General features: G+C 63.1%; 22 protein-coding genes. 7 read left to right on the top strand and 15 right to left on the bottom strand.

Features of this window, described 5'->3' with window-relative positions; translation table 11 throughout:
- Positions 1–49 precede the first annotated feature (49 nt).
- The 10 genes from hdfR to ACB031_RS09730 all read right to left on the bottom strand — a co-directional run bounded on the left by hdfR (position 50) and on the right by ACB031_RS09730 (position 13378).
- Positions 50–916 carry an HTH-type transcriptional regulator HdfR gene (gene hdfR, locus ACB031_RS09775; protein ID WP_371139458.1) on the bottom strand — a complete coding sequence of 289 codons (867 nt, stop codon included), beginning with the start codon at positions 914–916 and terminating at the stop codon, positions 50–52.
- Positions 916–1272 carry a DUF413 domain-containing protein gene (locus ACB031_RS09770; protein ID WP_010634377.1) on the bottom strand — a complete coding sequence of 119 codons (357 nt, stop codon included), beginning with the start codon at positions 1270–1272 and terminating at the stop codon, positions 916–918. The genes hdfR and ACB031_RS09770 overlap by 1 nt, the downstream gene beginning before the upstream one ends.
- A 302-nt stretch (positions 1273–1574) precedes the next feature.
- The gene (gene eco / locus ACB031_RS09765; RefSeq protein WP_005299572.1) at positions 1575–2057 is read right to left on the bottom strand and encodes a serine protease inhibitor ecotin; all 483 of its coding nucleotides are present in this window, start codon (positions 2055–2057) and stop codon (positions 1575–1577) included.
- A 230-nt stretch (positions 2058–2287) separates the two neighbouring features.
- Entirely contained in the window at positions 2288–2845 is a 558-nt protein-coding gene (locus ACB031_RS09760) for a DUF1566 domain-containing protein (RefSeq protein WP_371139457.1), read from the bottom strand.
- Positions 2842–4215, bottom strand: coding sequence for a DUF1566 domain-containing protein (locus ACB031_RS09755; protein ID WP_371139456.1), 1374 nt, complete (start codon positions 4213–4215; stop codon positions 2842–2844). Before ACB031_RS09755 ends, ACB031_RS09760 begins: the two co-directional genes overlap by 4 nt.
- 58 nt (positions 4216–4273) lie before the next feature.
- A complete protein-coding gene (locus ACB031_RS09750; RefSeq protein ID WP_371139455.1) occupies positions 4274–6688 on the bottom strand; it encodes a proprotein convertase P-domain-containing protein in 2415 nt (804 codons plus the stop codon).
- Between the two features lie 32 nt (positions 6689–6720).
- The gene (locus ACB031_RS09745) at positions 6721–8787 is read right to left on the bottom strand and encodes a prolyl oligopeptidase family serine peptidase (RefSeq protein WP_371139454.1); all 2067 of its coding nucleotides are present in this window, start codon (positions 8785–8787) and stop codon (positions 6721–6723) included.
- On the bottom strand, positions 8787–10949 hold the full coding sequence (locus ACB031_RS09740) for a TonB-dependent hemoglobin/transferrin/lactoferrin family receptor (RefSeq protein WP_371139453.1): 2163 nt from the start codon (positions 10947–10949) through the stop codon (positions 8787–8789). The genes ACB031_RS09745 and ACB031_RS09740 overlap by 1 nt, the downstream gene beginning before the upstream one ends.
- A gap of 307 nt (positions 10950–11256) precedes the next feature.
- Positions 11257–13107 carry a DUF3413 domain-containing protein gene (locus ACB031_RS09735; protein ID WP_005299588.1) on the bottom strand — a complete coding sequence of 617 codons (1851 nt, stop codon included), beginning with the start codon at positions 13105–13107 and terminating at the stop codon, positions 11257–11259.
- A gap of 43 nt (positions 13108–13150) precedes the next feature.
- Positions 13151–13378, bottom strand: a complete 228-nt coding sequence (locus ACB031_RS09730; protein ID WP_005299589.1) for a YejL family protein — start codon at positions 13376–13378, stop codon at positions 13151–13153.
- 73 nt (positions 13379–13451) lie between these two features.
- On the opposite strand from ACB031_RS09730, the gene yejK reads away from it, so the two are divergent.
- From yejK to ACB031_RS09705, 5 genes are all read left to right on the top strand, one after another.
- On the top strand, positions 13452–14513 hold the full coding sequence (gene yejK, locus ACB031_RS09725) for a nucleoid-associated protein YejK (RefSeq protein WP_026140927.1): 1062 nt from the start codon (positions 13452–13454) through the stop codon (positions 14511–14513).
- Between the two features lie 395 nt (positions 14514–14908).
- Positions 14909–16090 carry a maltose/maltodextrin ABC transporter substrate-binding protein MalE gene (gene malE, locus ACB031_RS09720; protein WP_017779386.1) on the top strand — a complete coding sequence of 394 codons (1182 nt, stop codon included), beginning with the start codon at positions 14909–14911 and terminating at the stop codon, positions 16088–16090.
- 75 nt (positions 16091–16165) lie between these two features.
- The gene (gene malF, locus ACB031_RS09715) at positions 16166–17818 is read left to right on the top strand and encodes a maltose ABC transporter permease MalF (RefSeq protein WP_005299595.1); all 1653 of its coding nucleotides are present in this window, start codon (positions 16166–16168) and stop codon (positions 17816–17818) included.
- Positions 17819–17830: 12 nt separating this feature from the next.
- The gene (malG, locus tag ACB031_RS09710; protein WP_005299600.1) at positions 17831–18721 is read left to right on the top strand and encodes a maltose ABC transporter permease MalG; all 891 of its coding nucleotides are present in this window, start codon (positions 17831–17833) and stop codon (positions 18719–18721) included.
- 70 nt (positions 18722–18791) lie between these two features.
- A complete protein-coding gene (locus ACB031_RS09705; protein WP_371139452.1) occupies positions 18792–19928 on the top strand; it encodes an ABC transporter ATP-binding protein in 1137 nt (378 codons plus the stop codon).
- Between the two features lie 115 nt (positions 19929–20043).
- On the opposite strand, the gene ppk2 is transcribed toward ACB031_RS09705, so the two are convergent.
- Positions 20044–20859: a polyphosphate kinase 2 gene (gene ppk2, locus ACB031_RS09700; protein WP_005299604.1), complete on the bottom strand. Its 816-nt coding sequence runs from the start codon at positions 20857–20859 to the stop codon at positions 20044–20046.
- A 172-nt stretch (positions 20860–21031) separates the two neighbouring features.
- Between ppk2 and ACB031_RS09695 the strand changes: the two genes are divergently transcribed.
- Entirely contained in the window at positions 21032–21832 is an 801-nt protein-coding gene (locus ACB031_RS09695) for an alpha/beta fold hydrolase (RefSeq protein WP_371139451.1), read from the top strand.
- A gap of 71 nt (positions 21833–21903) precedes the next feature.
- On the opposite strand, the gene ACB031_RS09690 is transcribed toward ACB031_RS09695, so the two are convergent.
- The 3 genes from ACB031_RS09690 to ACB031_RS09680 are packed head-to-tail and all read right to left on the bottom strand — an operon-like array spanning position 21904 to position 24078.
- Positions 21904–22692: a MipA/OmpV family protein gene (locus ACB031_RS09690; protein ID WP_371139678.1), complete on the bottom strand. Its 789-nt coding sequence runs from the start codon at positions 22690–22692 to the stop codon at positions 21904–21906.
- A 56-nt stretch (positions 22693–22748) separates the two neighbouring features.
- Positions 22749–23819 carry an AI-2E family transporter gene (locus ACB031_RS09685; RefSeq protein WP_371139450.1) on the bottom strand — a complete coding sequence of 357 codons (1071 nt, stop codon included), beginning with the start codon at positions 23817–23819 and terminating at the stop codon, positions 22749–22751.
- 16 nt (positions 23820–23835) lie between these two features.
- On the bottom strand, positions 23836–24078 hold the full coding sequence (locus tag ACB031_RS09680; protein WP_010634366.1) for a sulfurtransferase TusA family protein: 243 nt from the start codon (positions 24076–24078) through the stop codon (positions 23836–23838).
- A 129-nt stretch (positions 24079–24207) separates the two neighbouring features.
- Here ACB031_RS09680 and ACB031_RS09675 point away from each other — a divergent pair, with 129 nt between their 5' ends.
- Positions 24208–25662, top strand: a complete 1455-nt coding sequence (locus ACB031_RS09675; RefSeq protein ID WP_010634365.1) for a M48 family metalloprotease — start codon at positions 24208–24210, stop codon at positions 25660–25662.
- A gap of 128 nt (positions 25663–25790) precedes the next feature.
- On the opposite strand, the gene ACB031_RS09670 is transcribed toward ACB031_RS09675, so the two are convergent.
- Complete coding sequence (locus tag ACB031_RS09670; RefSeq protein WP_025201870.1) at positions 25791–26273, bottom strand: TlpA disulfide reductase family protein; 483 nt, start codon at positions 26271–26273, stop codon at positions 25791–25793.
- Positions 26274–26317 lie beyond the last annotated feature (44 nt).

Below are 26317 nucleotides of genomic sequence, written 5' to 3'. Positions count from 1 at the left end.
CCCCTTTTGCTTTTGCATGCCAGCGCGCGCTGCGCCGCCTCTATTCCGGCTACGGCAAGCGCAGATCGGCGCCATCCCAGCCCAGCGGCAGGGTCAGCAGCTGATCGATCAGCTCCCGCCGATCGGACTTTTCCAGATAGGCAAGGTAGAGCGGACGGCTCAAGGCCTGGGCGCCTTCCACCAGGTGCAGGCGCCCCTGCTCCAGGAAGGGGCTTACCATGCGCCTTGGCAGGTAGGCCGCACCGCCGTTGGCCAGCACGAACTGCAGCGCCATGTTGGCGGAGCTCGAGTGCAGCACCGGGGTCTTTTGCAGGCTCTGCAGCCGGCTGGGCTGTGGCTCAAAGCTGGTGCCCCAATCCAGATGAATGTGCGGCATCTGCATCAGGCTATCGGCGTTGGCCGTGCCATCCCGGCTCACCAGCTCGAACACCAGCTCGCCGATGGGGTGCAGGGCAATCTCGTCGATCTTGGTCGGCTCCGAGAGCAGGGCGAGATCGAGGGAGCGCTCCAGCAGCTGGCGGCACAGGTGCTCGCGGGAGGCGGTCTCGAGCCGCACCGCCAGACCGGGGGCCAGGGCATAGACATGGTTGAGCCAGTCATTGAAGTCGAGCTCCCAGAACACGGCGGGGGCACCGATGGCGAGCTGCTGGCTGAAACCGGGGGAGAGGGCCACATCCTGCTTGGCGCGGCCCAGGGTATGCAAGATGGCGTCTGCGTAGGGCAGCAGACGCTCACCGGAGGCGGTCAGGCGGATGTTGTTACGATGGCGGGCAAACAGACTGACCCCGAGTTGCTGTTCGAGCTGGCGGATCCGAAAGCTCACCGCCGACTGGGTCAGGTAGAGATTTTCAGCAGCCCGGCCGAAGTGCCGGGTCTTGCTGACCTCGATAAAGGTCCGAAGCAGTTCGGTATCCATTAATCGATGGACTCGTCGCTACCGCTGCCACCTTCAAAACCGCCGCCACTCGCTTCCTCGTTGGCACCGCCGGCGACGGTGCACAGACGGTGCACGCGCTTGGGACCGATCACCTTCAGATACTTGAACCACACCTTGGCGTGGGGGTTGTTGCCAGCGGCGCCGGACTTGACCTGCTCGATGAAGGCGCTTTCCACGTCATCGCGCGCGGCCAGGTTGCCCTGATAGAGCGCGAGCATGGCGGTACCGTATTTTTCCAGACTGTCCGCTTCGGCCACAGTGAATTCGCCACTGCGACGCAGGCCACGGGGAAAATGTTTGAAGTCGTTGAAACGCTTGTCTGATTCGAAGCTCATAGTGCTCTTTTTCTGGTTAGTTTGACCTTTGCGGGCAAGTATCATCAGGCCGTCGCAGAGTGCAAAATCAATTTTTTCACTATATTGATAAATCTCTTTCATCGAAAGTGATTTGCCGCGGATCCATGGGCCCGGGTCGGCTGAAAAGGGCAAAAAAGTGAGAAAAAAAGCGGAGTTATGTCAGGTTCTGTAAAGGTTGGCGGGGTGGGAAACAGCACAATTTGTTACAAATAAAGCGCCATTCGGCGCTCTATTTGATGTCATTCATGAACCAAAGCGGGAGGTTTGGTCTCGGTAGAGACTCACTCGATCATGGCTGGCTGAGCCAGGGTATCGGCACGCCACAGACGGTAGCGCACTTCATACTCCTGCGGTACGTAGAGCACGAACGGCAGCTTGGAGTTGTAGTTCACGAAGAAGCCCTGGCCGTAGATCTGGACGAAGGTCTCTTTCTTCTGGCCATCCGGGCAGGCCATCAGGGTGCTGATGGGATCGGACACCTTGCCGAGCATCAGGTAGTTGTAGCCCCAGCCTTTGACGCTGTGCTGTTCCAGGTTGCCGGCAAAGCGCGGCACATTGCAATCGACCATCATTTTCTTGCCGACCTGCAGCTCGACCATCATGTCGGCTTCGTTCTCGACTTCCGGCAGGCGGATCACCACACGTTCCTGGTTCACTTCGGCAGCCGGGAACATGCTGATATCAAATTTTTTCGGTTCGGCGGCGAAGGCATGGCCGCCCAGCAACAAGGCGCCCAGCAGGCTAAAACGCAATACGGTTTTCATCTGTACCTCATGGGGTTGGTTCAACGCCGCTAGACTAACCGCTCTGCCCGTTTCATGCCAGCGATCTGCTACGTAAAAACTGCGTAAAATGATGCAGATCCGGCACACAATGACGTCTTCTGGCTATTTTCTGACAGGGTGCAGATCCGCCAAACGACAGGCCGGGCTGCAAACGTGGGTGGCCAGCCGGGATCCTGTGTTCATCGGGATCCCCTGGCCACCCGACTCCATCAGCGCACCAGCAGCACCTGCTTGGCCCAGGCGCCGGGGGCCCGCATGCCGACGGCGCCGCTGGTGATATCCAGATAGGCGACCCCCTTGCTGGCCGGCACCGTGGTGGAGGACCAGAGGTAGACGTAACCGTCGTTCACCTCTTTGCCGTCACCGGCCATGGCGCGGGGGAAGATGGTTTCGTTGAGCGCCGGCTTGTAGCAGGCGGACTCCAGCACGCTGGCCAGCTCCTTGATGGTGGGCAGGCGCCAGCCGCCGTGGCCGCCGAAGTTGTAGAGGGCATGGCTTGGCTCGGTGCGGATCCGCTCGGCGGTCAGCAGGGCCTGCTGCCAGTAAAGCCGGGTCGGCTCGCCTTGGCAGCTCTGGTTGCGCCAGGTCTGGCCGAGCTGACAGCGCATCCAGGTCAGGCCGGTGGAGCGATCCGTGACGGTGCCGTTGCCGCGGTCGATGAAGCGGGCGGTAGGGCTGGTTCTGGGCATGTTGTCATCACAGATGGCGGTGGCCAGGGCGAGGGGGCTGCCGAGGGTCAGCAGCAGGGTCAACATCAAGCGGTTCATCGGGTTACCTCCGCCACCAGTCGCAGTTGCAGACCGTTGGCATCATCGCTGTTTTGAACTGTGGTTGCGTAGTCGGTGCCGGCGTCATCGCCAAGGAAGATGTGGGCGATGGCGCTGATGGGGGCGCTCTCAAGCCGGCGCGAAGGGGTCAGGGTCTGGCTCCAGTAGTAGCCGCTGAAATCCTTGCTGGTGGTGCCGACATCGGGGAAGTAGCGCACGTCCATGCTCACCGGCTGGTCGTCCTGGCGGGAGAGGGAGCCGTAGTGCTGCAGGCTCATCAGCTCGCGCGAGTGGGGCATGCGCCAGCTGGTGATGCCGCACAGCTGCTGGGCGTTGAGCCACTGGCGGTACTGCTCCGTGGTACAGATGGCCTCGCCCTCCGGGCAGGCGTAGTCCAGCTCCTGCTGAGTGGGGTGATAGTCACCAAGCTCCCAGGCGAAGGTGCGGTGCAGATCCCGCGGGCTGGCGGGATCATCGAGCTTCTTCTCCCAGACCAGGCCGGTATTGAGATCCTCCACGCACTCCCAGGCGGGGGCGTCATCGGCCAGCGGCTGCCCTTGGCCGTCGAGCTTGCGATAGCGCAGCGGCGCCTTGTTGAGGCTGGCCTCCTGCCCCGGGTGGTCGGCGGGTTCTTGGGTGAGCAGGTAGTCAACCCCGTCCGTGTAGGTGGTGACGCCACTGCCGGTGATCAGTGGATGGGAGTGCTGTTGCAACAGCCGGGCGCGGACGTCTGCCTGCTGGCTGGCCAGCTCGCCATGCAGGGCAAAGTGGCTGGCCAGCTCGGGCAGTAGGCTGCCGATGGCTGGCCACACCAGCATATGCAGGGTGGCGGTCGAGAAGCCCTCTTGCGCCTGTAGATCGGTCTCGACGACCGCCTGCAGCAGCTGGCTCAGCGCCAGGTTGAAGTCGCTCAGCCGGGAGAGGGCGGCCAGATCCTGACCCGGTTGCAGCGGCGCCAGCGCACTGAGCAGCTCGCCGAGGGCTTGCCTGGGGGGCTGCCCCTCGGCGATGCGGTATTGCAGCAGGGTGCTGAGCGGGCTGGGGGTGAGGTGCTGATCATCGAGCCGGGCGGCGGGATGCAGCAGCACGGGGGCGGCCGGGTTGCTTGGCAAGAACAGCAAGGTGCTGGTCAACAGGGCCGGGGCGCTGCCGCTCAGCCGGTGAGTGCCGGCCGCGCCGCTGACACTGGGCTCCCCCGCATCACAAGATGCATTCTGGTTGAGGTTGACGCACAGGGTGCCGGCTTCGGGCAGGGTCACGGTCAGGCTGTAGTCGGGAACCGCCAGCGGCGCCTCGTCCGAGCCACCACCGCCACAGGCGGTGAGCAGGGGGGCCAGCAGGCAGGCCAGGCGGGAGTAATGTGGTGTCATCTCTAGTCCTTGGGGAGGGGGCCTTGGCCCCCTCTTCTTATATATGGATGGGGTGGATTCAGGTGCGCTGGCGCAGGCGGCGCCAGAGGGCCAGCGGCAGCAACCAGAGCAGGTTGGTCGTACCGCCACCGCTACCGTCGTCCACCTGGAAGTGGATGATGCCGTCATCGGGCGGGGTGACCGGCTTGCTGCACTGGGCGCCGGTCCGCTGGCTGATGCTCCAGCCGTTGATGCGGCCCTGATTGCCGGGCTTGCTGTCCACTATTTCCAGCGTCCAGCGACCGGCCAGCGGCTCCCCTTCCAGCGCGCTGAAGGGCTGCAGGGGCAGCAGCTCGGTGGGGAACACTCCCTTGAGGCGCGGCAGCGGGCTGTAGCCCTTGTCCCAGATCTGGATGCGGGTGCCGGAGGGGGAGTTGAGCCAGATCTCCAGCTCATCGAGCGCCGGGTGCTGCAGATCCAGGTTCAGCTGCAGCCGGTCGCTCACCCTGGCCTCGCTGCTCTCTATCAGCAGGCTGGTTTCGCTGAGGCCACGCACCTCGTCGCTGATGGCATCGCTCAAAGTGAGCGGCTGACCACTGGCGCGGCTGACGATGGGGGCGCCGATGGGCAGGGTCAGCGACTGTTGCCACTGGCGCTCGGTCGGGCTGGTGCCGCTCATGGCGAGGCTTACCGGCAGCGCCACCTCGTCGCCACAGGCGAGCGGGCTCTGGGCCAGCAGGCGCAGGGTGGTGGTCATACTGGCACCCGCCGCGAGGGTCGCCGGTTGCCAGCTGTAAGGATCGGCCTGCAGCCCGCTTGGCAGCTGGAGGGCCAGCTCGTTCAGGGTCACCGGCGCCTTGCCTTGGTTGGTGAGGGTCAGCTGTACCGACTGGCGCTGCCCCAGCTCGATGACGCTACCATCACCCAGGCCCACATTGACCGGTGCCTGCAGCAGGCCGTGCTGGCGAAACGCCTGCTCCAGCAGCCTGGCATAGGGGCGCGCCGGGTAGAGGCGAGCGGCGGTATCCACAGTGATGCGGGCCAGCTGCGGCATGCGGATGGCCGGGCCAAGACCGAAGTGGGACTCGATGATCAGGCGATCAAACTCGTCCCGCACCCCTTCGCCCTGCTCGGCGACCGCGGCCAGCAGCGCCTGGAACAGCGGGGTGCCCCACAGCTGGTCGCCATTGCTGCCGTTGATGGTGCGGTGGGCCGGGTAGTTGTAATCCGGGTGGTAGCGGGCGCGCAGATCGTCCAGCTGACGCGGGGTGCGGTCGGTGAAGCGGGCATCCCAGTTGAACACCATGGCGGGCTCGAACTGGCGACCGGCTTCGCTGCGCTGGCGGTGGCTGGCGGCCAGGTAGTCGCTGAAGCCTTCGCCGATGGCGCCCCAGTCCGCCTCGTCCCCCAGATCCGGCACTATGTGATGCTGCACCGCATGGCCGAACTCGTGCCAGATCACCATGGGATCCTCGGCATCGGGCACGCCGCTGCGACCCAGTTCCAGCCGGCGTTCGAAAGGATCGTAGAGGGAGTTGTCCTGATAGCCGGCCTCGGTGTCGATGTCGAGCGCCCCCGGAATGAGATCGACAAAGCCGAGGTGCTTGAGGTGGCGCTGGGCCAGATCCAGATGGTAATAGGCGTTGATGTCGGCAAAGCCGCGATCATCGCGGGTCAGGCGAAACCCCTGCGGGCTGTCGGCGCTGAAGGGGGCGGTATCCGGCTCCATGGCATCCACTACCCGGGCGTGGGGGCCGCTCAGCAGATAGCGTCCGCCCGCCAGGGTGACCGGCAACGGCACTTTGTCCTGATAGGCGGCGTCTGCCAGTTGCAGGGCTTCGTGCCAGAACAGACCGGCGTCGCGCAGCTGGGTGCGGGGATCCGGATCGAATACCCGAGCCTCCAGCTGGGTGTCGCCTGCGTCGACGGTGCGGCTGGCCCGGGTGGTGGCCGCATCCATCCAGCGGCCGAGCTCGCGGCTGCCGTCACAGCTGGCGAAGAGCTGCACCTGGCTGGCCTTGGCGTTGCCGGCCTGATGCTCGCGTACCCGCTGGCGCAGGGCCGGCACCAGGGTGTCGCCGTCGCGCCAGTACCAGGCCTCGACCGGACCAAGGGTGTCGATCTTGCTGCCGCCATCGCGCAGCTGTTCCAGCAGGGGATCCAGATTGCCGGCGGCGTCGCAGCCGGGTTCGCGGCTATCCAGCGGCCGGCTGTTGTGATAGATGCGCCAGGGCTTGCCTGTTTGATCGACGCTGACGGCGGCCTGAATGGTGGCCACCGGCAGACCGTTGACCAGCTGGCGGAAGCTGTAGTGATGGCCGAGCAGACTGGCCCGCTCGTAGTCGGGGGCCAGGCTCACACCCAGGCGCTGTTCTAGCCAGAGCTTTGGCGTGGTGGTCAGCGGTTGTTCATCGACAAACTGCAGCTCGGCCGCCAGCAGTGGCTGGGAGAGCAGGGTTGCCGCCAGCCAGAGGGCCAGGGAAGAGGGTTTCATGGTTTACTCCAACACAAAAATGAGAAAAGGGATCACCGGCGGACGCCCCCCAGGGTGAGCAGGAAGGCGTACTCGCGGGCCGCCTGCTGGCGCGCGTTGGCCGGGCTGATGCGGTGGCCGCCGTCGAGGGCCGTGCTGAGCAGATAGGGACCCGGCCCCGTGCTGTGTTCCCGCAGGCGGGCCACCCACTTGAGCGGCTCCCAGTAGGGCACCTGACTGTCGTGCAGCCCGGCCGTCACATAGACGGGGGGATAGGGGGCCACATGCAGGTTGTCGTAAGGGCTCAGGCGGCGCATGGCGGCGTAATCGGCGGCAATGGCCGGGTTGCCCCACTCGGCGTACTCCTGGAGGGTGAGCGGCAGTTCGGGATCGCTCATGGTGCCGATGAGATCGACGAAGGGCACCTGCAGCACGGCCCCGGCGAAGCGGGTCGGTGCCTGGTTGAGGGCCGCCGCCACCAGCAGGCCGCCGGCGCTGCCGCCCATGGCAAACAGCCGGGCGGGGTCGATGGCGGGATCCCGGGCCAGCGCCTCGGCCACAGTCAGGAAGTCGTCCACGCTGTGCTGTTTGTGGCGACCGCGTCCCGCCAGATACCACTCATCCCCCAGCATGCCGCCGCCGCGCACGTGGGCGATGGCGTAGACGAAGCCGCGATCCAGCAGGCTCAGCACCTGCGGCTGGTAGTAGGGGCGCATGGGGGTACCGTAGGCGCCATAGCCGTAGAGCAGCAGCGCCTTGGGAGTGTGGATGTCCTTGCGCCACACCAGGGAGACCGGCACCTTGACGCCATCCTTGCCCACCACCCAGCGGCGCTCGCTCTGGTAGGGGGAGGGACGCTGCGCCTGCGCGTCGGCTTGCCACTGGCCGCTGGCCAGATTGAGCCAGCGTTGGTGCGGCGGCTCGGCCATGCCCTGGCGGCGGATCAGGAGCTGCCCGCTGGCGGGGTCGTGGGCGCCCTGGATCCAGGCCGTGCCGGCCCCCTCGGTCAGCAGCAGGCGATGGCTGAGCTGGCCGCGGCCATCCAGCACGTCGAGCCAGTCATCCCCTTTGTGGCGATACTGCAGCACCGTGTAGTCGGCAAACAGGCGCCACTTCTCGAGGCTCCTCTGCTCGCCGGACCAGAGCGGCTGCCACTCTCCCTTGGCCACTTGGCTCAGGTCGGCCACCTGATAGAGGCCGAGGGCACCGTCCCGGTTGCTTTTGAGCAGCACCCGCTCCCCCTGGGTATCCAGGTAGTACTCGAGGCCGGCCTGACGGGCCTTGAGCAGAGCAGGTCTGCCCTCGTCCAGCAGATATTGCTCGGCGCTGTCGTGGTTGTTGCTCTGCAGCAGCAGGTGGCGTCGATCCGTGGTGCGATAGAGGCTCAGCAGCCAGGCAGGGTCCGCCTCCTGGTGTACTAGCCGCTCCTTGCCATCCTGCCAGGCCCACAGCTGCCAGGGGCGCAGGGTGCGAGGTTCGTTGGCGATGGTGTAGAGGGTCTTGCCATCCAGGCTCCAGAGCAGATCGCTGGCCCTGTGCGTCAGGGTGGCCAGGGGTTTGCCGTCGACCAGGTCGAGCAGGGTGATGCGGTAGTCCCGATCGCCTTGCAGATCTTCGGCCAGGGCCAGCCAGCGCCCGTTCGGGTGCAGGGCCCAGCCGGCGAGCTCGTAGTAGCCGCTGGCCGGCTGACGGGCCGCCAGCCGTTGACGGGGTTCAGCCTGCTCGCCGCTGCGCTGCCACAGGCTGCCGTTGGCTTCCATCCGCCACTGGCTGCCCGCCTCGCTCAACCACTCTTGCGGCATGGGTTCACCGCGTGCTTGTGCCTGCCACTCGGCCTGCAGAGCCTGCTCCAGTGGCCGCTGAGCGGCGAGCTGCTGCTCCGTCCAGCGATTCTGCTCGCCCAGCAGGGCCAGCAGGGCGGGATCCTGGCGGCTGTCATCGCGCCAGCCGCCGTAGGGATCGAGCCGGGCCCGCTCCCCCGGCATCGGTAGCGGGCGGTGAGGAATAAGCGGCGCCGACGCGGCGACGGCTTGGCTCGGGGCGCCGGCCGGTGCAATGGCGGCGGGCTGGGCAGCTGCCGGAGTGGCCAGCAGGCTGGCCAGCATCAGGAGTGCGTGCATCAGAGCCCCACGAAGGTGTAGCGCAGGCTGGCGCTCAGGGAGCGGCCTGTCTGGGTGTAGAGGCCCGCATCCGTGCCTGCTTCCAGCCCGGCGACATCCTGATAGCGGGTGTAGCGGGTGTCGAGCAGGTTGTCGAGCTTGAGGTTGGCCTTGAGGGCGTCGGTGATCTGCCAGTCGGCGGTCAGGGCGAAGCTGAGCCAGCCTGCGGTTTTCAGGCACTCGCCCTGCTGCTGGGTCAGGCTGTTGCCACAGCTGGGCACCCGGCTCATGGCGGCGGCGTAGTCGGCCTGCAGCCCCAGGCTCCAGTCGTTGGCCTGATAGCTGAGGCGGGTGTTGCCCTCGAGCGGCGTGAGGTTGCGCGGCGATTCGCCCTGGCTGGTCTTGCCGTCGACCCAGCCCAGCTTGGTGGCCAGCTCCCATTGCGGGGTCAGCCAGTAGCTGGCGGCGACTTCGGCACCCCAGGTCTCGGACTTGGCGACGTTGCGATATTGACGCAGCATGACCCCGTCCCGCAGGCGGAAGCCCACCTGACGCCAGTCGACGAAGTTGTAGTAGCGGTTGTAGAAGAGGGCCGGCTTGATGCTCCATTCGTCCCCTTCGCCGCTCACCCCCCACTCGAAGCTGTGGCTGGTCTCCTCCTTGAGATCCGGGTTGGCGATGATCTCGAACGGCGGCAGGGCAAAGTAGTGGGGGATGTTGCCGTACACCTTGTCGTAGGAGGGGGCACTGAAACCGTTGGCGTAGCTCAGCCAGCTGCGCCACTGCTCGTTGAAGCGATAGCTGGTGGCCAGGCTCGGCGAGAGGTGCCAGCTGTGGTTGCTGTCGCCCCGGCCATCCTGCGGGCTCAGCCACTGCTGATCCATGCGCAGGGTCGGGGTGAACTGCCACTGGCCCAGGGTCGCCACGTCCCCCAGCCAGATGCCGGCCCGATCGGTGCGGGCGCTGCTGAAGGGGGCTGACTGGGTGGGTTGGGGAATGCCGGCTTCCAGCATCAGCTTCTCCACCGGTCGCTCGTGCCGGGTGCGCGCCAGCTCGATGCCGTAGCTCAGCTTGTGTTCGACGGCGCCGGTGACCAGGTCGCGGCGGATATCCAGCTCGCTGCCGAGCAGGTGTTCGGTGAAGGTGGCCAGCTCCCGCTCGCTGCGATAGCGGGGGTAGCCGCTCAGCTCGTCATTTTGCAGCAGGCTGCGCTTGTTGGCGGTGTTCTTGGCGTAGTTGCCGTGCAGGTTCCAGGTAAAGCGGTCGGCCAGCGGGTGGCCCAGATCCTGCGCCTCCCAGCTCAGCTTGCCGCCCTGGGAGCGCTGGCTGCCATTCTCGCGATACTGGCGCACCTGCCACTTGCCGTCGGGCTGGGGAATTTCGCGCGGCCCCTGATCCCGCTTGGCGTTGTCCTCGAAGTAGTCGAACTCAAGGCGCAGCAGATGCCGTTGATTGAGGGTCAGGCTGGAGCTGGTGGAGGCGCTGAGGCCATCGAGATCCGCCGGGATGCGGCTCTGGTCGTAGTTGGCGGTCTCGTGCCCCTGCCAGCCGGAGAGGCGCAGCAGGTGGGCGCTCTCGCCCCAGCGGGCGGCGCCGGTGGCGCTCAGCTTCTGCTTGTCGCTGCTGCCGTCGTGCAGCACCTTGCTGCTGAGGTAGCCATCCTGCCCCTGCAGGTAATCTTCCGGCTGCTTGGTGGTGATGACCACGGTACCGCCGATGGCGTCCGAGCCGTGCAGGGCGGAGCCTGCTCCCTTGGCCACTTCGATCTGCTTGACGTCATCGAGATCGAAGCTGAAGCGGCCCACCTTGTCGTTGAGATCGTCGGCACCGAAGCCGTCGCTGACCCGGACTCCGTCCTTGACGATCAGTACCCGGTTGCCACCGATGCCGCGGATGCTGATGTTTTGCGGCCGACCCGCCGAGCCGGTCACAGAGACGCCGGGTTCGTTCTTGAACACGTCGGTGAGCTCGGTGGCTATCTGGCGTTCCAGATCCTCTTCGGTGATGACGGTGATGGAGCCCGAGATGTCGGACAGTTTCTGCTCGACCCGCTGACCCTTGACGATTATGGTCTCGCGCGCCTTGGGCGGGGTGGTGCCGGAGGTGTCTATCCCTGCGGGATCGCCGGCGGCCAGCGCTGTACCGGACAGCAGCATGGGCCAGTAGTGAAGTAGTGTTTTCATTTTGAGAATAATTATTATTTAAGCCTGAAGGCCGCGGATTATTGCAGAGAGGTCCAATCAGATCAACGATTGATAATCATTATCATTTTGTTTTTATGATCCTGATCAGGCTGCATTTTTTGATGAAGACATCAGTAGCAAAGTGGGCCAACGTTTGTGCCTGCAGGACGCAGGGCAGGCAGACGGGGGGATGAAATGGGGGAGGGTGGCAAGGTGTTGGCTGAGGGTTTGGCAGCTCATGCCAAGGTTATGTCGGCAATAAAAAACCCGCTCGAGGAGCGGGTTTTCAAGGGATACAGGACGGGCCTCAGGGGGCGCGGTAGAAGCGGTTCAGCTCGTTCATCACCTGGATCATGACCCCCATGTCCGGGGTGCCGTGCTTGATGGGACGGTAGCTGTTGCGCTCCAGCAGCTCGAAGTCACCCTGCTTGTTGAAGTGGGTGATGGTGTTGCCCTGATAGATGGCAAAGTCGCGCTGATCCCCCGCCAGCAGCCAGTTGCGCGGGCTGTTGTCGAACAGGTTGCGGCCTATGCTGTAGTCCCGCGGCGGGTTGCGCACCCCCAGCATCCCCTGCATCAGGGTGGGCACCAGATCCAGGTGGCTGCTCACCGGGCTCGTCGGCAGGGTCTCGTTGCCCGGCCAGGCCAGCACGAAGGGCACCTGCACCTGATAGGGTGAGTAGTTGGTGCCATAGCCCCAGCTGTTGCTCTGGGTATCGTTGAACTCCTGGCCGTGGTTGGCGGTGACCACGACGATGGTCTGCTCGCCAATGCCCTGCTGCTGCAACTGGGTCAGCATCTGCTCCAGCAGCTGATCGGTGTAGAAGACCGAGTTCTTGTAGCGGTTTTCCAGCTTTTGCAGGTTTTCGGCCTGATAGGCGGTGGCCGGGTTGAACTTGGTGAGCTCCGGCTGGAAGGGGCCCTTGATGCCGGCCGGCAGCTGGTAGTCGCCCGGGCTCGACAGATAGACCAGCGAGAACCAGGGGCGGTCAGGGGAGCGCTTGGCGAGCCACTGCTGCCAGTCGCCGACAAGCTGGGTATCGTCGGTCTGCTCGGAGACGAACACCTGCTTGCGCAGGCCGGAGAGGATGCTCTGGCGATACTGCTGGGCATCTTCCAGCGCGCCGAACAGGCCGAACTGGTAGTCCTGGCGCAGCATCTCGTCAAACAGCACCGGCGGGGTCTTGTCGTTGCGAATGTCGTCGTAGTAGTGGCCCGGCAGGCCGTAGAACAGGCTGAACATCCCCATGGCGTCATCGTTGCCGCCACTCATGTGGTTGGCAAAGTTGAGGTGCTGATCCGCATAGCGCTGCAGATTGGGCATGTTGATGTTGTTGAGCATGTCGGCCCGCAGGGAGTCGACCACCACGATCAGCAGGTTCTTGTGGGTCAGCGGGGCGTTGACGCTGAGCGGGCGCAGCGGGTAGCGCAACCGGCTCGCACTGTCGCCATCCTGGGACTCGGCCTTCTTCTCGTACTGATCCAGATCCAGCCAGCCGTGCTTGGCGAGGAAGCTCTTGGCGGTCATCGGGTAGGAGAGCGGGAAGTTGGCGCGCTGCATGGTGATGGGCTGATACAGGGTGGCATCGGCCCAGCTGTTGACCACGTGGGTCAGGATGAAGCAGACCAGCAGGGCCAGCCCCACCTGATTGCCGTACTGGCGGCGCTTGCGCTTGTTGATCTTGCGCCACACATAGGCCGACAGCAGCAACTGCACCAGGAAGATGGTAGGCACCGCCACGAAGATGATGCTCCAGATCGAGCCCTCCTCGGTCTGGGCCTGATCCAGCAGCAGCTGCCACACCTGACCGTTGAGGTGGAACTTGAACAGCTGGAACACCTGGGTGTCGATAAGCAGCAGCACCAGCGCCAGGGTGGCGATGATGGCGGAGATGAAGCGCAATGGTTTCTCCCTGGGCAGCACGAAGCTCAGGGGGAAGATCGTCAACAGGTAGGTGACAAAGCTCAGAAACGAGAAGTGACCGATCCAGCTGATGATGAGATAGGTCACGCCGAGCGTGGTCGACGGCCAGCTGATCGCCCCCAGATAACGGGTGGCGATCAGCATGGCCAGAATGATGTTGAAGAAGGAGAACCAATGCCCCCAGGTGATCAGGCGAGAGACATTATCACGATAGGGGTTGCCGGTTTCGACCATAGTGATCCATCTGCTTGAAAAACATCAAAGAATGCGAAGAGACTCAATGAGCGTCGTGGCGATGATCGACCGAGGCGGTGAGCGCCTGGATGAATTTCTCGGTGATCGCCTGACGCTGGGCCGGGGCCATGCCATTGATGATGTTGGTGGTCAGGTTGCCGAGCACCATCAGACTGAGGTCCACCGGCGCCTTGTGCTTCTCCAGGGCGGTGATCAGGTCGTTCATCAGGGCGTCAAACTGCTCGTTATTGTACTTTGATACGATGGGCATAATCTTGGGTTCATCTCGGTTCAAAGCGCCTTATAATACTTCACCCTTTCGGCTAACACTATGGCTTTGTGACATGAGTCTCGATATCGACAAGATCATTCTTCACTCCCTGCGCCAGGGCGGCGATGGTCAACCTCACGCCGACACCCGCAGCCAGCTTCTGCCTGCCGATGAGGCTGTACAGGGGCTGATGGCGGAGCTGCACCGCATTTACAACGGCAAGGGGGGCAAGGGCTTTGGCTTCTTCGCCGACCCCGAGGCCGCCGTCGCCGAGCTGGCAGAGGGGGAAGAGGCCCCCAAGCAGCCCTCTCCCCTGTTTCGCATCGCGCTGGAAAAGCTGCTGGACGAGCAGCTCGAATTCGTTCCCTTCTCGGTGGAGATGACCCAGCTGCTGGTCAAGCAGCTGGTGGAGCACGCCCTCGACGAACAGGGGGTGCTGCTGTTTGCCAAGTACAACTACGTGGGTGTGGATTATCTGATGATCGCCCTGCTGGAGGGCAAGGAGAGCGTCACCGTCAGCGAGGCGCTGGAGCTGCGCCACATCCAGTATCTGGATATCGGCAAATTGAACCTGGTGGCCCGCATCGATCTCACCGAATGGAAAACCCAGGCTGATTCGCGCCGTTACATCACTTTCAGCAAGGGTCGGGTCGGTCGCAAGCTGGGTGATTTTTTCATGGATCTGCTGGGTGCCCGCGAGGGGATGGATGCCAAGATCCAGAACAAGGGGCTGCTGCAGGCGGTGGACGACTATTGCGACAGCCGCCAGCTCGAACCGGCCGAGCGCAACGACTACAAGAAACAGGTCTTCAAATATTGCACCGAGCAGGCCAGCGCCGGTGAAGAGATAGAGATCAGGGAGCTGTCGGCGGAGCTCTCGTCAAAAGAGGCAGGGGAGGGCGACCTCGATTTTTACAGCTTCATCGGTCAGGAGTACGAGCTGGAAGAGCGCTTCCCGGCGGACCGCTCCACCCTGCGCGGGTTGACCAAGTTCGTCGGCTCCGGTGGCGGCCTGACGTTGAGCTTCGAGCAGAAGCTGCTCAACAGCCGGATTTTCTACGATCCCCAGACCGATACCCTGACCATCAAGGGGGTGCCGCCCAACCTCAAGGATCAGCTGTTGCGCCAGTCGTAATGTGATCTGCTTTCCACTTTTGGCAAAAAGACACCGCAGCCTGCTGCGGTGTCTTTTTATTTAACGGGGTAGGTGGCAGCGAAACCAACTCGGTGATTTGTTAACAAATTAAACAGAATAATCCCTGTGAAAGGGTTTTCAATGAGGTGAAAACCCTTTCATTCATGTTTATTTATTTCTCTTTGGTAATTTAATTTCTTAATTTGGCGATAAATATGCCAATAAATGGCGTTAACCCCCTGAAATAAGAAAATGTTTTCAGAACTTTCCGGAAGAAAATACGTAATTGCGTTTCAAAAATGCGAGTTGCGTCATGTGAGGCGGTAACGGCTTGGGATAATATTCATCTCGCACACAATGCTCTTGCAGCGCGGAACTAATACAAGGAAAGGCTCATGAAAAAGAAATTGCTGTCATCCCTGATCGGTCTGGCTACTCTGGGTGTGGCTTGCTCTGCCACTGCCGCCATTGACGAAGGCCAACTGACCATCTGGATCAACGGTGACAAGGGATACAATGGTCTGGCCGAAGTAGGTAAGAAATTTGAAGCCGAAACCGGCATCAAGGTGACGGTTGCTCACCCTGATCAGGTGGAAGTGAAATTCCAGCAAGCCGCTGCCACCGGCAACGGCCCGGACATCTTCTTCTGGGCTCACGACCGTTACGGTGAGTGGGTCAAGGCCGGTCTGCTGGTCCCCGTGACCCCGAATGCCGCCACCAAAGCCAAGTTTGAACAGTTCGCTTGGGATGCCATGACCGTTGATGGCAAGACCTACGGTTATCCGGTTGCCGTCGAAGCCGTCAGCCTGATCTACAACAAGGATCTGCTGCCGGAGCCGCCGAAGACCTTCGAAGAGATCGCCAAGATTGACGAGAACCTGAAGAAGAGCGGCAAGCGCGCCATCATGTGGGCCTATGACACCCCCTACTTCAGCTACCCGCTGGTGGCTGCCAACGGTGGCTACGCCTTCAAGAAGACCGCTACCGGTTATGACGTGAAAGACACCGGCGTGAACAACGCGGGTGCCAAGGCCGGTGTCGGCTACATCTCCGAGATGATCAAGTCCGGTCATCTGGAAAAAGGCATCGACTACGGTGTGATGGACGCCAAGTTCAACAAGGGCGAAGTGGCCATGATGATCAACGGTCCCTGGGCCTGGAGCAACCTGGACAAGAGCGGCATCAAGTACGGCGTAGCGCCGCTGCCGACCCTGAAGGGTAAACCGGCCAAGGCCTTCGTCGGCGTGCTGGGTGCCACCATCAACGCCGCCAGCCCGAACAAGGATCTGGCCATCGAGTTCTTGGAAAACTACCTGCTGACCGACGCCGGTCTGGCTCCGGTCAACGCCGACAAGCCGCTGGGCGCCGTGGCGCTGAAGTCCTTCCAGAAGACCCTGGAAGCGGATCCGCACATCAAGGCAACCATGCAAAATGCCCAGAATGGCGAGCCGATGCCGTCCGTGCCTGAAATGAGCCGTTTCTGGTCCTCCTTCGAAACTGCCCTCAAGAACGTGACCTCCGGCCGTCAGAGCGTTGACGAAGCCCTGGATACCGCTGCCAAGCGTATCGTTCAGTAAGCACGCACTACCCGGGAGGCCGCAACGGCCTCCCACTCTCTCAAATCTCTCTTGGCGTTATAAAGGTTAATTGGCATGGAAGTAGTACCTTCTATCGAATCCTATGCCGGTCCGAAGGATAAGCACACCTGGCTTAAGTGGACCATTGCTGCCCTGGTAGCCATCCTCAACGGTTATGCAGCCGTGATGATGTACGCCAGCGGTGAGTGGGTATTCGCTCTGCTTGATCTGGTGGTGGTCTCCGTCGGTCTGTATGTCTTCATGAACAAGAAGACCTATGCCCACCGCTATATCTTCCCCGGTGTGGCTGGCATGGTTGTTTTTATCATCTTCCCTCTTGCCTACACGATCGGCATCGCCTTCACCAACTATTCGGGATCCAACCTGCTCTCCATCGAGCAGGCGCGGGATTACCATCTGAAAAAAACCTATAAGGTGGCGGGCGGTGAATTCGATTTCACCCTCCTGGGTGGTGAGAACAATCAGTTTCAGCTGCTGCTGAAACAGGACGACCAATCCTTTATCAGTCAACCCGTTACCCTGATGAACAACAAGGCCCGTGAACTGGCTGTCCGCGAGGGCAGGGTTCATGACAAGGTACAAGTTGTTCAGCTGCAACCCCTGGCCGGTGAGGCCGTGGACCAGGTGGCGCCCATCCGGGCCATCGTCGACCACCGCACCCACCTGAGCGCCCTCGATCTGGTGCTGCCGGATGGCGGCACTCACCTGACCCTGAGCAGCCTGCGCAAGTTCGCCGCCCAGAAGCAGCAGTACACTCGTCTGCTGGACGGTGCCGTGCTCAAGTCCGGGGTGGTGATCAAAGACAGCAACCTGCTGCGTGACAACCAGAGCGGCGAGCTGATGCTGCCCAACGGCGACACCGGCTTCTATCAATACATCGACGAGCAGGGCCAGTTTGTCGGCAAGAGCGTGGCGCCCGGTTTCGTGGTGAGCGTGGGCTGGAAGAACTTCGCCCGCATCGTCACCGATCCGGGTATCCAGGCGCCGTTCCTGCAGATCTTCGTCTGGACCGTGATCTTCTCCGCCTGTTCGGTGGGCTTCACCCTGGCCATCGGCATGGTGCTGGCCTGTCTGGTGCAGTGGGAGTCCCTCAAGGGGCGCGGCTTCTACCGGGTCATGCTGATCCTGCCCTATGCCATCCCGGCGTTCATCTCCATCCTGGTGTTCAAGGGCTTGTTCAACCAGAACTTCGGCGAGATCAACCTGTTCCTGGAAGCGGCGTTCGGCATCAAGCCGGACTGGTATACCAACCCCTTCCTGGCCAAGGTGATGATCCTCATCGTCAACACCTGGCTTGGCTACCCCTACATGATGATCCTCTGCATGGGCCTGCTCAAAGCCATTCCGGAAGATCTCTATGAGGCGTCTGCCATGGACGGTGCCGGTCCGGTGCAGAACTTCTTCAAGATCACAGTACCGCTCTTGATGAAGCCGCTGACACCCCTGTTGATTGCCTCGTTCGCTTTCAATTTCAACAACTTCGTGCTCATCCAGTTGTTGACCAATGGCGCGCCGGACATCATTGGCGCCAGCACCCCGGCCGGGACCACCGACCTGCTGGTGAGCTACACCTACCGGATCGCGTTCCAGGGCTCGGGTGGTCAGGACTACGGTCTGGCCAGTGCCATCGCCACCGCCATCTTCCTCATCGTGGGTGCGCTGGCCTTGCTCAACCTGAAATTGTCCAAAGCCGACAAGCAACTGTAAGGAGGCTTCAACATGGCAATCGTACAACCCAAATCAGTCAAATACCGGGTGTGGGCAACCCACCTGGTGATGTGGGGCTTCCTGGCACTGATCATCTTCCCGCTGATCATGGTCATCGCCATCTCGTTCAGAAACGGTAACTTCGCGGTAGGGGAGATCATCCCCTCCAACCCGACCCTGGATCACTGGAAGCTGGCGCTGGGCATGTCCATCACCAACGCCGACGGCAGCATCACGCCGCCGCCGTTCCCGGTGCTGACCTGGTTGTGGAACTCCATCAAGATCGCGGGCATCACCGCCCTGATGATAGTGGTGCTCTCCACCACCTGTGCCTACGCCTTCGCCCGCCTGCGTTTTCGTGGCAAGTCCACCATCCTGCAGGGCATGCTGATCTTCCAGATGTTCCCGGCGGTGCTGGCACTGGTGGCCATCTATGCGCTCTTTAACAAGATTGGTGACTACATCCCATGGCTGGGTCTCAACACCCACGGCGGCCTGATCCTGGCCTACATGGGCGGCATCGCCCTGCACGTCTGGACCATCAAGGGCTACTTCGAGACCATCGACTCCTCCCTGGAGGAGGCTGCGGCCATCGACGGTGCCACCCCGTGGCAGGCGTTCCGGTTGATCCTGCTGCCGCTGTCGGTGCCCATCCTGGCGGTGGTGTTCATCCTGGCCTTCATCGGTTCCATCACCGAGGTGCCCATGGCCTCCATCCTGCTGCAGGATGTGAACAATCTGACCCTGGCGGTCGGGGCTCAGCAGTACCTCTATCCGCAGAACTACCTGTGGGGTGACTTTGCCGCAGCCGCCGTGCTGTCGGGCTTCCCCATCACGGTCGTCTTCCTGCTCGCCCAGCGCTGGCTGGTGGGTGGTCTCACGGCCGGCGGCGTGAAAGGTTAACGGTTCATGGCCGGGGGAGCCGACTCCCCCCGCCATCACGATTTGCAAAGATTCAAGAGCGGAGCTCGACATGGCTGAAGTAGTACTCAACAACGTTCGCAAAAATTACGATCCGGCTGTCCACAAGGACACCCTGCGCAATATCAACCTGGCCATCAAGGAAGGGGAGTTCATCGTCTTCGTCGGCCCGTCCGGTTGCGGCAAGTCCACCCTGCTGCGGATGATCGCCGGTCTGGAAGACATCACCAGCGGCGAGCTGACCATCGGCGGTCGCTACATGAACGACGTGCCGCCGGTAGAGCGCAACGTGGGCATGGTGTTCCAGTCCTACGCCCTCTACCCGCACATGAACATCTACGAGAACATGGCTTTTGGTCTGAAGCTCAAGAAGATGGACAAGGAGAACATCCACAAGCGGGTGATGCGCGCCGCCGAGATCCTGGGTCTCGAGCCGCTGCTGGACCGCAAGCCCAAGGCGCTCTCCGGTGGTCAGCGCCAGCGGGTCGCCATCGGCCGCAGCATAGTGCAGCAGCCGCAAGTGTTCCTGTTTGACGAACCGCTCTCCAACCTCGACGCCGCCCTGCGGGTCAAGATGCGCATCGAGATTGCCAAGCTGCACAAGGAGCTCAACTCCACCATCATCTACGTGACCCACGACCAGGTGGAGGCCATGACCCTGGCCAACCGCATCGTGGTACTGAGCCCGCTCAAGGCGGACGCGACCACCAACCTGGAACAGTTCGGCACCCCGCTCGAGCTCTACCACAACCCGGACAACAAGTTCGTGGCGGGCTTCATCGGCTCTCCCAAGATGAACTTCCTGGCCGGCGAGTTGGTGGAGATTGGCGAGCAGGAGTGCCTGGTCAAGCTGACCACGGGCGACAGCGTGCGGGTGCGGGTCGATGCCCGCCGCGGCGCGGTTGGCGACAAGGTGGAGCTGGGCATTCGTCCCGAGCACCTGGTGCCGCTCGATCACGCCCATGCCGACAGCCGCGTGAGCGGGGTGGTGCAGGTGGCCGAACACCTGGGGGCCGAATCCTTCGTCTACATGGACGTGGCTGGGCATGACTTCACCGTCAAGGCCAGCTCCGACGTGGACGTGGCCACCGGCCAGGAGTACAGCGTCGGCATTCCGGCCGAGGCGTGTTACCTGTTCGATGCCAAGGAGCAAGCCTTCCCGCGCACGGCCAAATACATCCGCACCTGACAAGGGGCGGCTGCCGAGGTTTCCTTTTCTTTATATTCAATGCCTTTTTGCCGGTCGCAAGACCGGCTTTTTATTGCCTGCCGTTTGGCGAGCACGGCAGGCGAGGTGGCAGTGCTCAGGCCTCGAGCGCAGCTGTGATGTCCGGCACGAAGTGCTGGCTGGTGAGCGGCGGGCGCTCGTAGCCTTCGGTGTTGATGGGGGGCAGGGTGATGGGCTCGTAGTGGATCGCCTCGTAGGGCACCTTGCCCAGCAGGTGTGAGATGCAGTTGAGGCGGGCTCGGCGCTTGTCGTCCGCCTCCACCACGAACCAGGGGCAGTCCTCGGTGTCGGTGTAGGTGAACATGTCGTCCTTGGCGCGTGAGTACTCCACCCAGCGCGAGCGGGACTGCAGATCCATCGGGCTGAACTTCCAGCGCTTGATGGGGGTGTTGATCCGCTCCTTGAAGCGTTTCTCCTGCTCCTCGTCGCTGACCGAGAACCAGTACTTGATGAGGGTGATCCCTGAGCGAGTCAGCATCCGCTCGAACTCGGGGCAGGCGCGCAGAAACTCGCGATACTCGTTGTCGCTGCAAAAGCCCATCACCCGCTCGACCCCGGCCCGGTTGTACCAGGAGCGGTCGAACAGCACCATCTCGCCGGCGGCGGGCAGGTGGGTCACGTAGCGCTGAAAGTACCACTGGGAGCGTTCCCGGTCAGAGGGAGCTGGCAGGGCGGTGACCCGGCAGACCCGGGGGTTGAGGGGCTCGGTGATCGCCTTGATGACGCCCCCCTTGCCGGCGGCGTCGCGGCCCTCGAACAGCACCACCACCTTCAGCCCCTCCTGCTTGACCCACTCCTGCAGCTTGACCAGCTCCTCCTGCAGATGGGCCAGGTGGTGCTCGTAGGTCTTCTTGTCCAGGCGCGGGCGCTTCTTGCTCTTGTCCTTCGGCATGATTGTCTCCTTATTGAGTCCTTTCCAGATTGCACCAGGCGGGCGTCACTGCCAAGGGGGTCATGTTACACTGCCGCCTCACGAGCCGCCGGCAGGCAATAGAAAAACATGACGCCAATGATGGCGATGTGCACTGCCGTCTCATCACCGGCTGTTGGCAACAGGAGAAAACATGAAGCAAGTTATGGAGATAGCGGGCCGCCAGATGGCCTATCTGGACGAGGGGCAGGGCCCGGTCGTGCTGTTTGGTCACAGCTACCTGTGGGACAGCGCCATGTGGGCGCCCCAGGTCGAAGCCCTCAAGGGGCAGTACCGCTGCATCGTGCCCGAGCTGTGGGGCCACGGTGATTCCGATGCGCTGCCCGAGGGGGGTTGCACCCTGGCGACCCTGGCTCGCGATCACCTGGCCTTGCTCGATGCGCTCGGCATCGACGCGTTCGTGCTGGTGGGTCTCTCCATCGGCGGCATGTGGGGCGTGGAGCTGGCGCGCATGGCGCCTGCGCGCCTCAAGGGGCTGGTGCTGATGGACAGCTTCGTCGGCCTCGAGCCCCAGATCACCTGCGAGCGCTACCTCGGCATGCTGGCCATGATCGAGCAGCTTGGTACCATCCCGGCTCCCATCGTCGAGCAGGTGGCGCCGCTGTTCTTTGCCGACCAGCCGGATGTCGCCCTGATGAGCGGTTTCAAGGCGCGTCTCGCCGCCTGGCCGGCCGACAAGGTGGCCGCCATGGTGGCGGTGGGTCGCAGCTTCGTGACCCGCGAAGATCGCATCGAGTGGCTGGAAGAGATGAGGCTGCCCGCGCTGGTGATGACGGGTTGCCAGGACAAGGCCCGCCCTGTGCTGGAAGGCTACCTGATGGCCGAGGTGCTGGGCTGCCCGTTCAAGGAGATCCCGGCGGCCGGCCACATCGCCTCGCTGGAGAACCCCGCCTTCGTCAACGGCGCGCTGGCTGAGTTTCTGGCCCGCCTGTGACAGTGTTCTCTGCCGGATCACAAGAAAAGGAGCCATGGGCTCCTTTTCTCTTTGGGGCGGTAGCCGGGGCGTTACCAGATATAGCCGAGCCCCAGCCCGGCATAGAGTTCCCCCTGATGCTGGACGAGGGGGCTGTCCGCGATGTCGCCGTCATAGCGCTCGTAGTTGATGCCAAAGCCGCCGATCCAGTTGGCGTTGAAGCGATAGCTGCCGATGAGGGAGACCATGGGGGAGAGGGTGGTGCCGGTGTTCCACGCCGGCCTGTCCGCCCTCGCTTCATCTTGCGAGACACCGCCGAAGTAGTAGTTGGCGAGGTTGTGGCTGCGCAGCATGACGCCGGCCCCCGGCATCAGCAGCAGCGGGCCGCGGATGATGGGGAAGTTGGCCCACAGCATCAGCTCCTGGCCATTGCTGGTGCCGGTCACGTCGCTGGTGGCCCGCACGCTCCAGAGGGCATAGGGGGTGATGAGATCGGCCCCGACCCCGGCTTCGAACTCACCCTTGCGTTTGTCGAGGCCGTGCAGGAAGGGATCATCGTCCGGATCCAGATTGCCAAAGCGCATCCGGCCGAAGGCGTAGGTGGAGAGGCCGCCATTGCGGCTCAGGTAGTAGCGGGCCCGATCCCCCAGGTACATGAGGTTGTCGCCAAAGTAGAGGGCACCCGGGATCGGCAGCAGGGTGTCATCCTGGTGCTGATAGCGGGCCTGACCGCCGATGACGGCCCCGCCCAGCACCAACCCCTTGGGGATGGGGCTGTCGGGGCTGTCGCTGGAGAAGGCGCTGAGCGCCCCGATATCGAGATCGGCCAGGGCCGGCAGGGTGGTCAGGAGCAGGGCAGCCAGCCCCGTCCGTGTGAGCATTTGCAATATCTTCATGGACACTCCGTTGTCATCGATGGCCAGGCACGACTATCGCATTATTTGGGCACGGCGGGCAGCTCTTCGCGCTTGGGCCAGGCATTGAGCACTGCCTTGACCAGGGTGGCGAGGGGAATGGCAAAGAAGACCCCCCAGAAGCCCCACAGACCGCCAAACACCAGCACGGCAACGATGATGGCCACCGGATGCAGGTTGACCGCCTCGGAGAAGAGCAGAGGTACCAGCAGATTGCCGTCGAGTGCCTGGATCACCAGATAGGCCACCATCAGCCAGGTGAACTCGGGGGTCAGCCCCCACTGGAACAGGGCCACCATGGCCACCGGCACCGTCACCGCGGCGGCGCCTATGTAGGGGATCAGCACCGAGAAGCCCACCGCTACCGCCAACAGCGCCGAGTAGCGCAGCCCCATCAGGGCGAATGGGATATAGGTCGCGACCCCGATGATGAGGATCTCGATCACCTTGCCACGGATGTAGTTGAGGATCTGCTCGTTCATCTCCACCCAGACCCGGTTGACCAGGGTGCGGTTGCGCGGCAGGAAGCGGCGCAGCCCCCCCATCAATATCTCTTTGTCCTTGAGCATGAAGAACACCATCAAGGGCACCAGGATGGCGTAGATGAGGATGGCCACCACGTTGATGAGGGAGCCGAGGGAGGCGGTCACCAGCTGCTCGCCCCCGCTCAGGATACGCTGGCGCATGTTGTCGATGACGGTCTCCACCAGGCTGACATCGACTAGCTCGGGGTACTGTTCCGGCAGGGTGCGCACATAGTCCTGGGCATGGGAGAGCATGGCCGGGGACTCCTTGGCCAGGTTCAGCCCCTGGCTTGCCAGGGTCGGGATGAGGCCGAGAAACACCATGGCGGTGAGGGCGATGAACAGCAGCAGGATGAGGCTGGTGGCCAGGGTGCGGGAGAGCCCGGCCCGCTGCAGCCGGCTTACCGGCCACTCCAGCAGATAGGCCATCACCAGTGCGACCAACAATGGCGCCAGCAGATCGCCAAACAGCCAGAGCACGGCGAAACAGGCCGCCAGCAGCAGAAACAGGGTGACGGCATCGGGATCGGAGAAGCGGGTCTGATACCAGCGCTTGATGACTTCTAACATGGCGACATCCTTTACGTTACTGGGGCTGGCTGTGGTGCCTGGCCCCGACCACCAACTGCAAAGAGAGGGTATTGTCCGGCGCTTCCTGCAAGGTGAAGGGGTGACCCTGGCGCTGCAGATAGGCGGGAATGTCCTGCCGGGAGCCGGCATCGGCCAGCCGGATGGCGAGGGCTTGACCGGTTTTGGCCTCCCGCAGCCAGAGCTTGAGCCGGATCAGCGGCTCGGGGCAACGCCAGGGGGTCAGGTCGAGGTATTCCATGGAGGCTCCATCGCGCGTGATGGCGGCTATTATGGCCGTGATGAGAGCGCGAAACAACGCTTGTAGCCCTTGATGGGCAAGGGTATTCTGCCGGTGTCCCGGTAGGGTCTGATTGGAGATAGAGATAACGTGGCACGCTTTTCCCCCCTGATGGCATCGCTTCCCCTGCTGGCTTCCCTGATGGGCGCCACTTTCCATGCCCAGGCCAGCAACCAGCTTCCCGACATCGGCACCGCCGGGGTGGCCGCCCTGCCCATCGAGCAGGAGGTGCGCTACGGCAACGCCTTCATGCGCTTTGCCCGGGCCGGTTTGCCGATCATAGATGATCCCGTGTTGAGCCAGTACATCGACGATCTGGGCCAGCGGCTGCTCTCCAACGCCGACGGGGTGCGTTTCCCGTTCACCTTCTTCCTCATCAACGACCCCAGCATCAACGCGGCCGCCTTCCTCGGCGGGCGGGTCAAGGTGCACACCGGCCTGTTTCTCTATGCCGACAGCGAGAGCGAGCTCGCCTCGGTACTGGCCCACGAAATCACCCACGTGACCCAGCGCCACATCGCCCGCTATATGGAGGCGCAGGCGAGCAGCTCCGCCATGACCCTGGCCGGCCTGGTGGGCTCCATTGCGCTGGCGGTGATCAACCCCACCGCAGGGATCGCCGCGCTGCAGACCACGCTGGGTCTCTCCATGCAGTCGGCCATCAACTACACCCGTGACAACGAATACGAAGCGGACCGGATCGGCATGAAGACCCTCTACGATGCCGGCTTCGATCCCATGGGCATGGCCAACTTCTTCCAGAAGCTGGCGGCCGAGTATCGCTACGCCAGCAAGCCCCCTGAGATGCTGCTGACTCACCCGCTGCCGGAGACCCGGATCAGCGAGGCGCGCGCCCGGGCGGGCAGTTATGGCCGTCGCAATCTGCCACCCAGCCTCGACTTCTGGCTGGCCAAGGTGCGCATTCAGGTGCGTTTTGGCACCGAGAGCCCGCAGGCCCTGCTCACCTATTTCGACAACCGGTTGCAGAAGGGGGACTACCCGCTCAAGGATGCGGCCATCTACGGCAAGGCGCTGGCGCTGCTGCAGCTCAAGCGCACCGACGAGGCCGACGCCCTGATGCAGGAGCTGGCGACTCGCCACCCGGAAGATCTGTTCGTGGTGGACGCCCTCACCGACATCGATCTGGCCAAGGGGCGCAGCGCCCAGGCCATCGCCCGGCTCGAGAAGTTCCGCACCCGCATGCCGGACAACGAAGTGGTGGTGGTGAACCTCGGCAACGCCTACCTGGAAGGGGGCAACTACAAGAAGTCCATCGCCATTCTCGACCCCTATGCCCGCGAGCACGAAGAGAACAACCTGGCCTGGAGCCTGCTCTCCGATGCTTATCGCAAGGCGGGCAGGATGACCGAGCTGCACATGGCACGGGCCGAGATGCTCTCCCTGCGCGGTGACTACCAGGCGGCCATCGACGAGCTGATCGTGGCGCGCGGCACCACCAACGACAAGTTGACCCTGGCAAGGCTTGAGGCACGGATCACCGAGCTGGAGCGGGCCAAGAAGGATCTCGACAGCCTCAAGGGCTGACGGGCCAGCGGCTCTCACGCACGACAAGGGCGCACCAGGGGGCGCCCTTGTCGTTGATGCAGGTTGCCGATGGGCAACAACGGGGGGAAGGGTGGGGAAACAGAGCGGCCGGCGGCAAGGGGTCAGGCTCAGTGGCCAGCCGGCTTGACTGAGGCCCTGAGGGCCTCGACCCGCGATGGGGTGAGCTCCCCCACCAGGCTCTGCAGGAGGTTTCCTTTGCCATCGAGCAGATAGCTGGTGGGTAGCCCGGCGGGGCGAGGGAAGGGGAGGCTCGCCTCCTGTCGGGGGATGAGCAGCGGCACCCTGATGTGGTACTGCCCGGCCAGTTTGCGAAGCTCGGCCGGTGTGGTCGGGTCATAGTTGACCATCACCACGGCGATCTCTCCCTCCCGCGCCAGCGCCTCCAGCAGCGGCAGCTCCCGCAGGCAGGGGGCACACCAGGGGGCGAAGTAGTTGACCAACAGCCGCTTGCCGGCAAAGTCGGCCAGGGCCACCGGCAGGTGCTGGCTGTCGGTGAACTGGGGCGCCGGGCTGCAGGCCGTCAGCAGGCCGGCCACAATCAGCCAACAAATTCGTTTCAATTCCTGCACTCTCGCGCTTACCCTGACCATCAGTTTCCCCTACAATAGCGCCGTTTCTTGTCCCATCTTGCGAT

The organism is Aeromonas sp. S8(2024), from assembly GCF_041403085.1.
In the GTDB taxonomy this organism is placed as follows: Bacteria; Pseudomonadota; Gammaproteobacteria; order Enterobacterales; family Aeromonadaceae; genus Aeromonas; species Aeromonas dhakensis.
The sequence above is the reverse complement of the archived record's forward strand: the minus strand, read 5'-3'. Positions and strand labels throughout refer to the sequence as shown.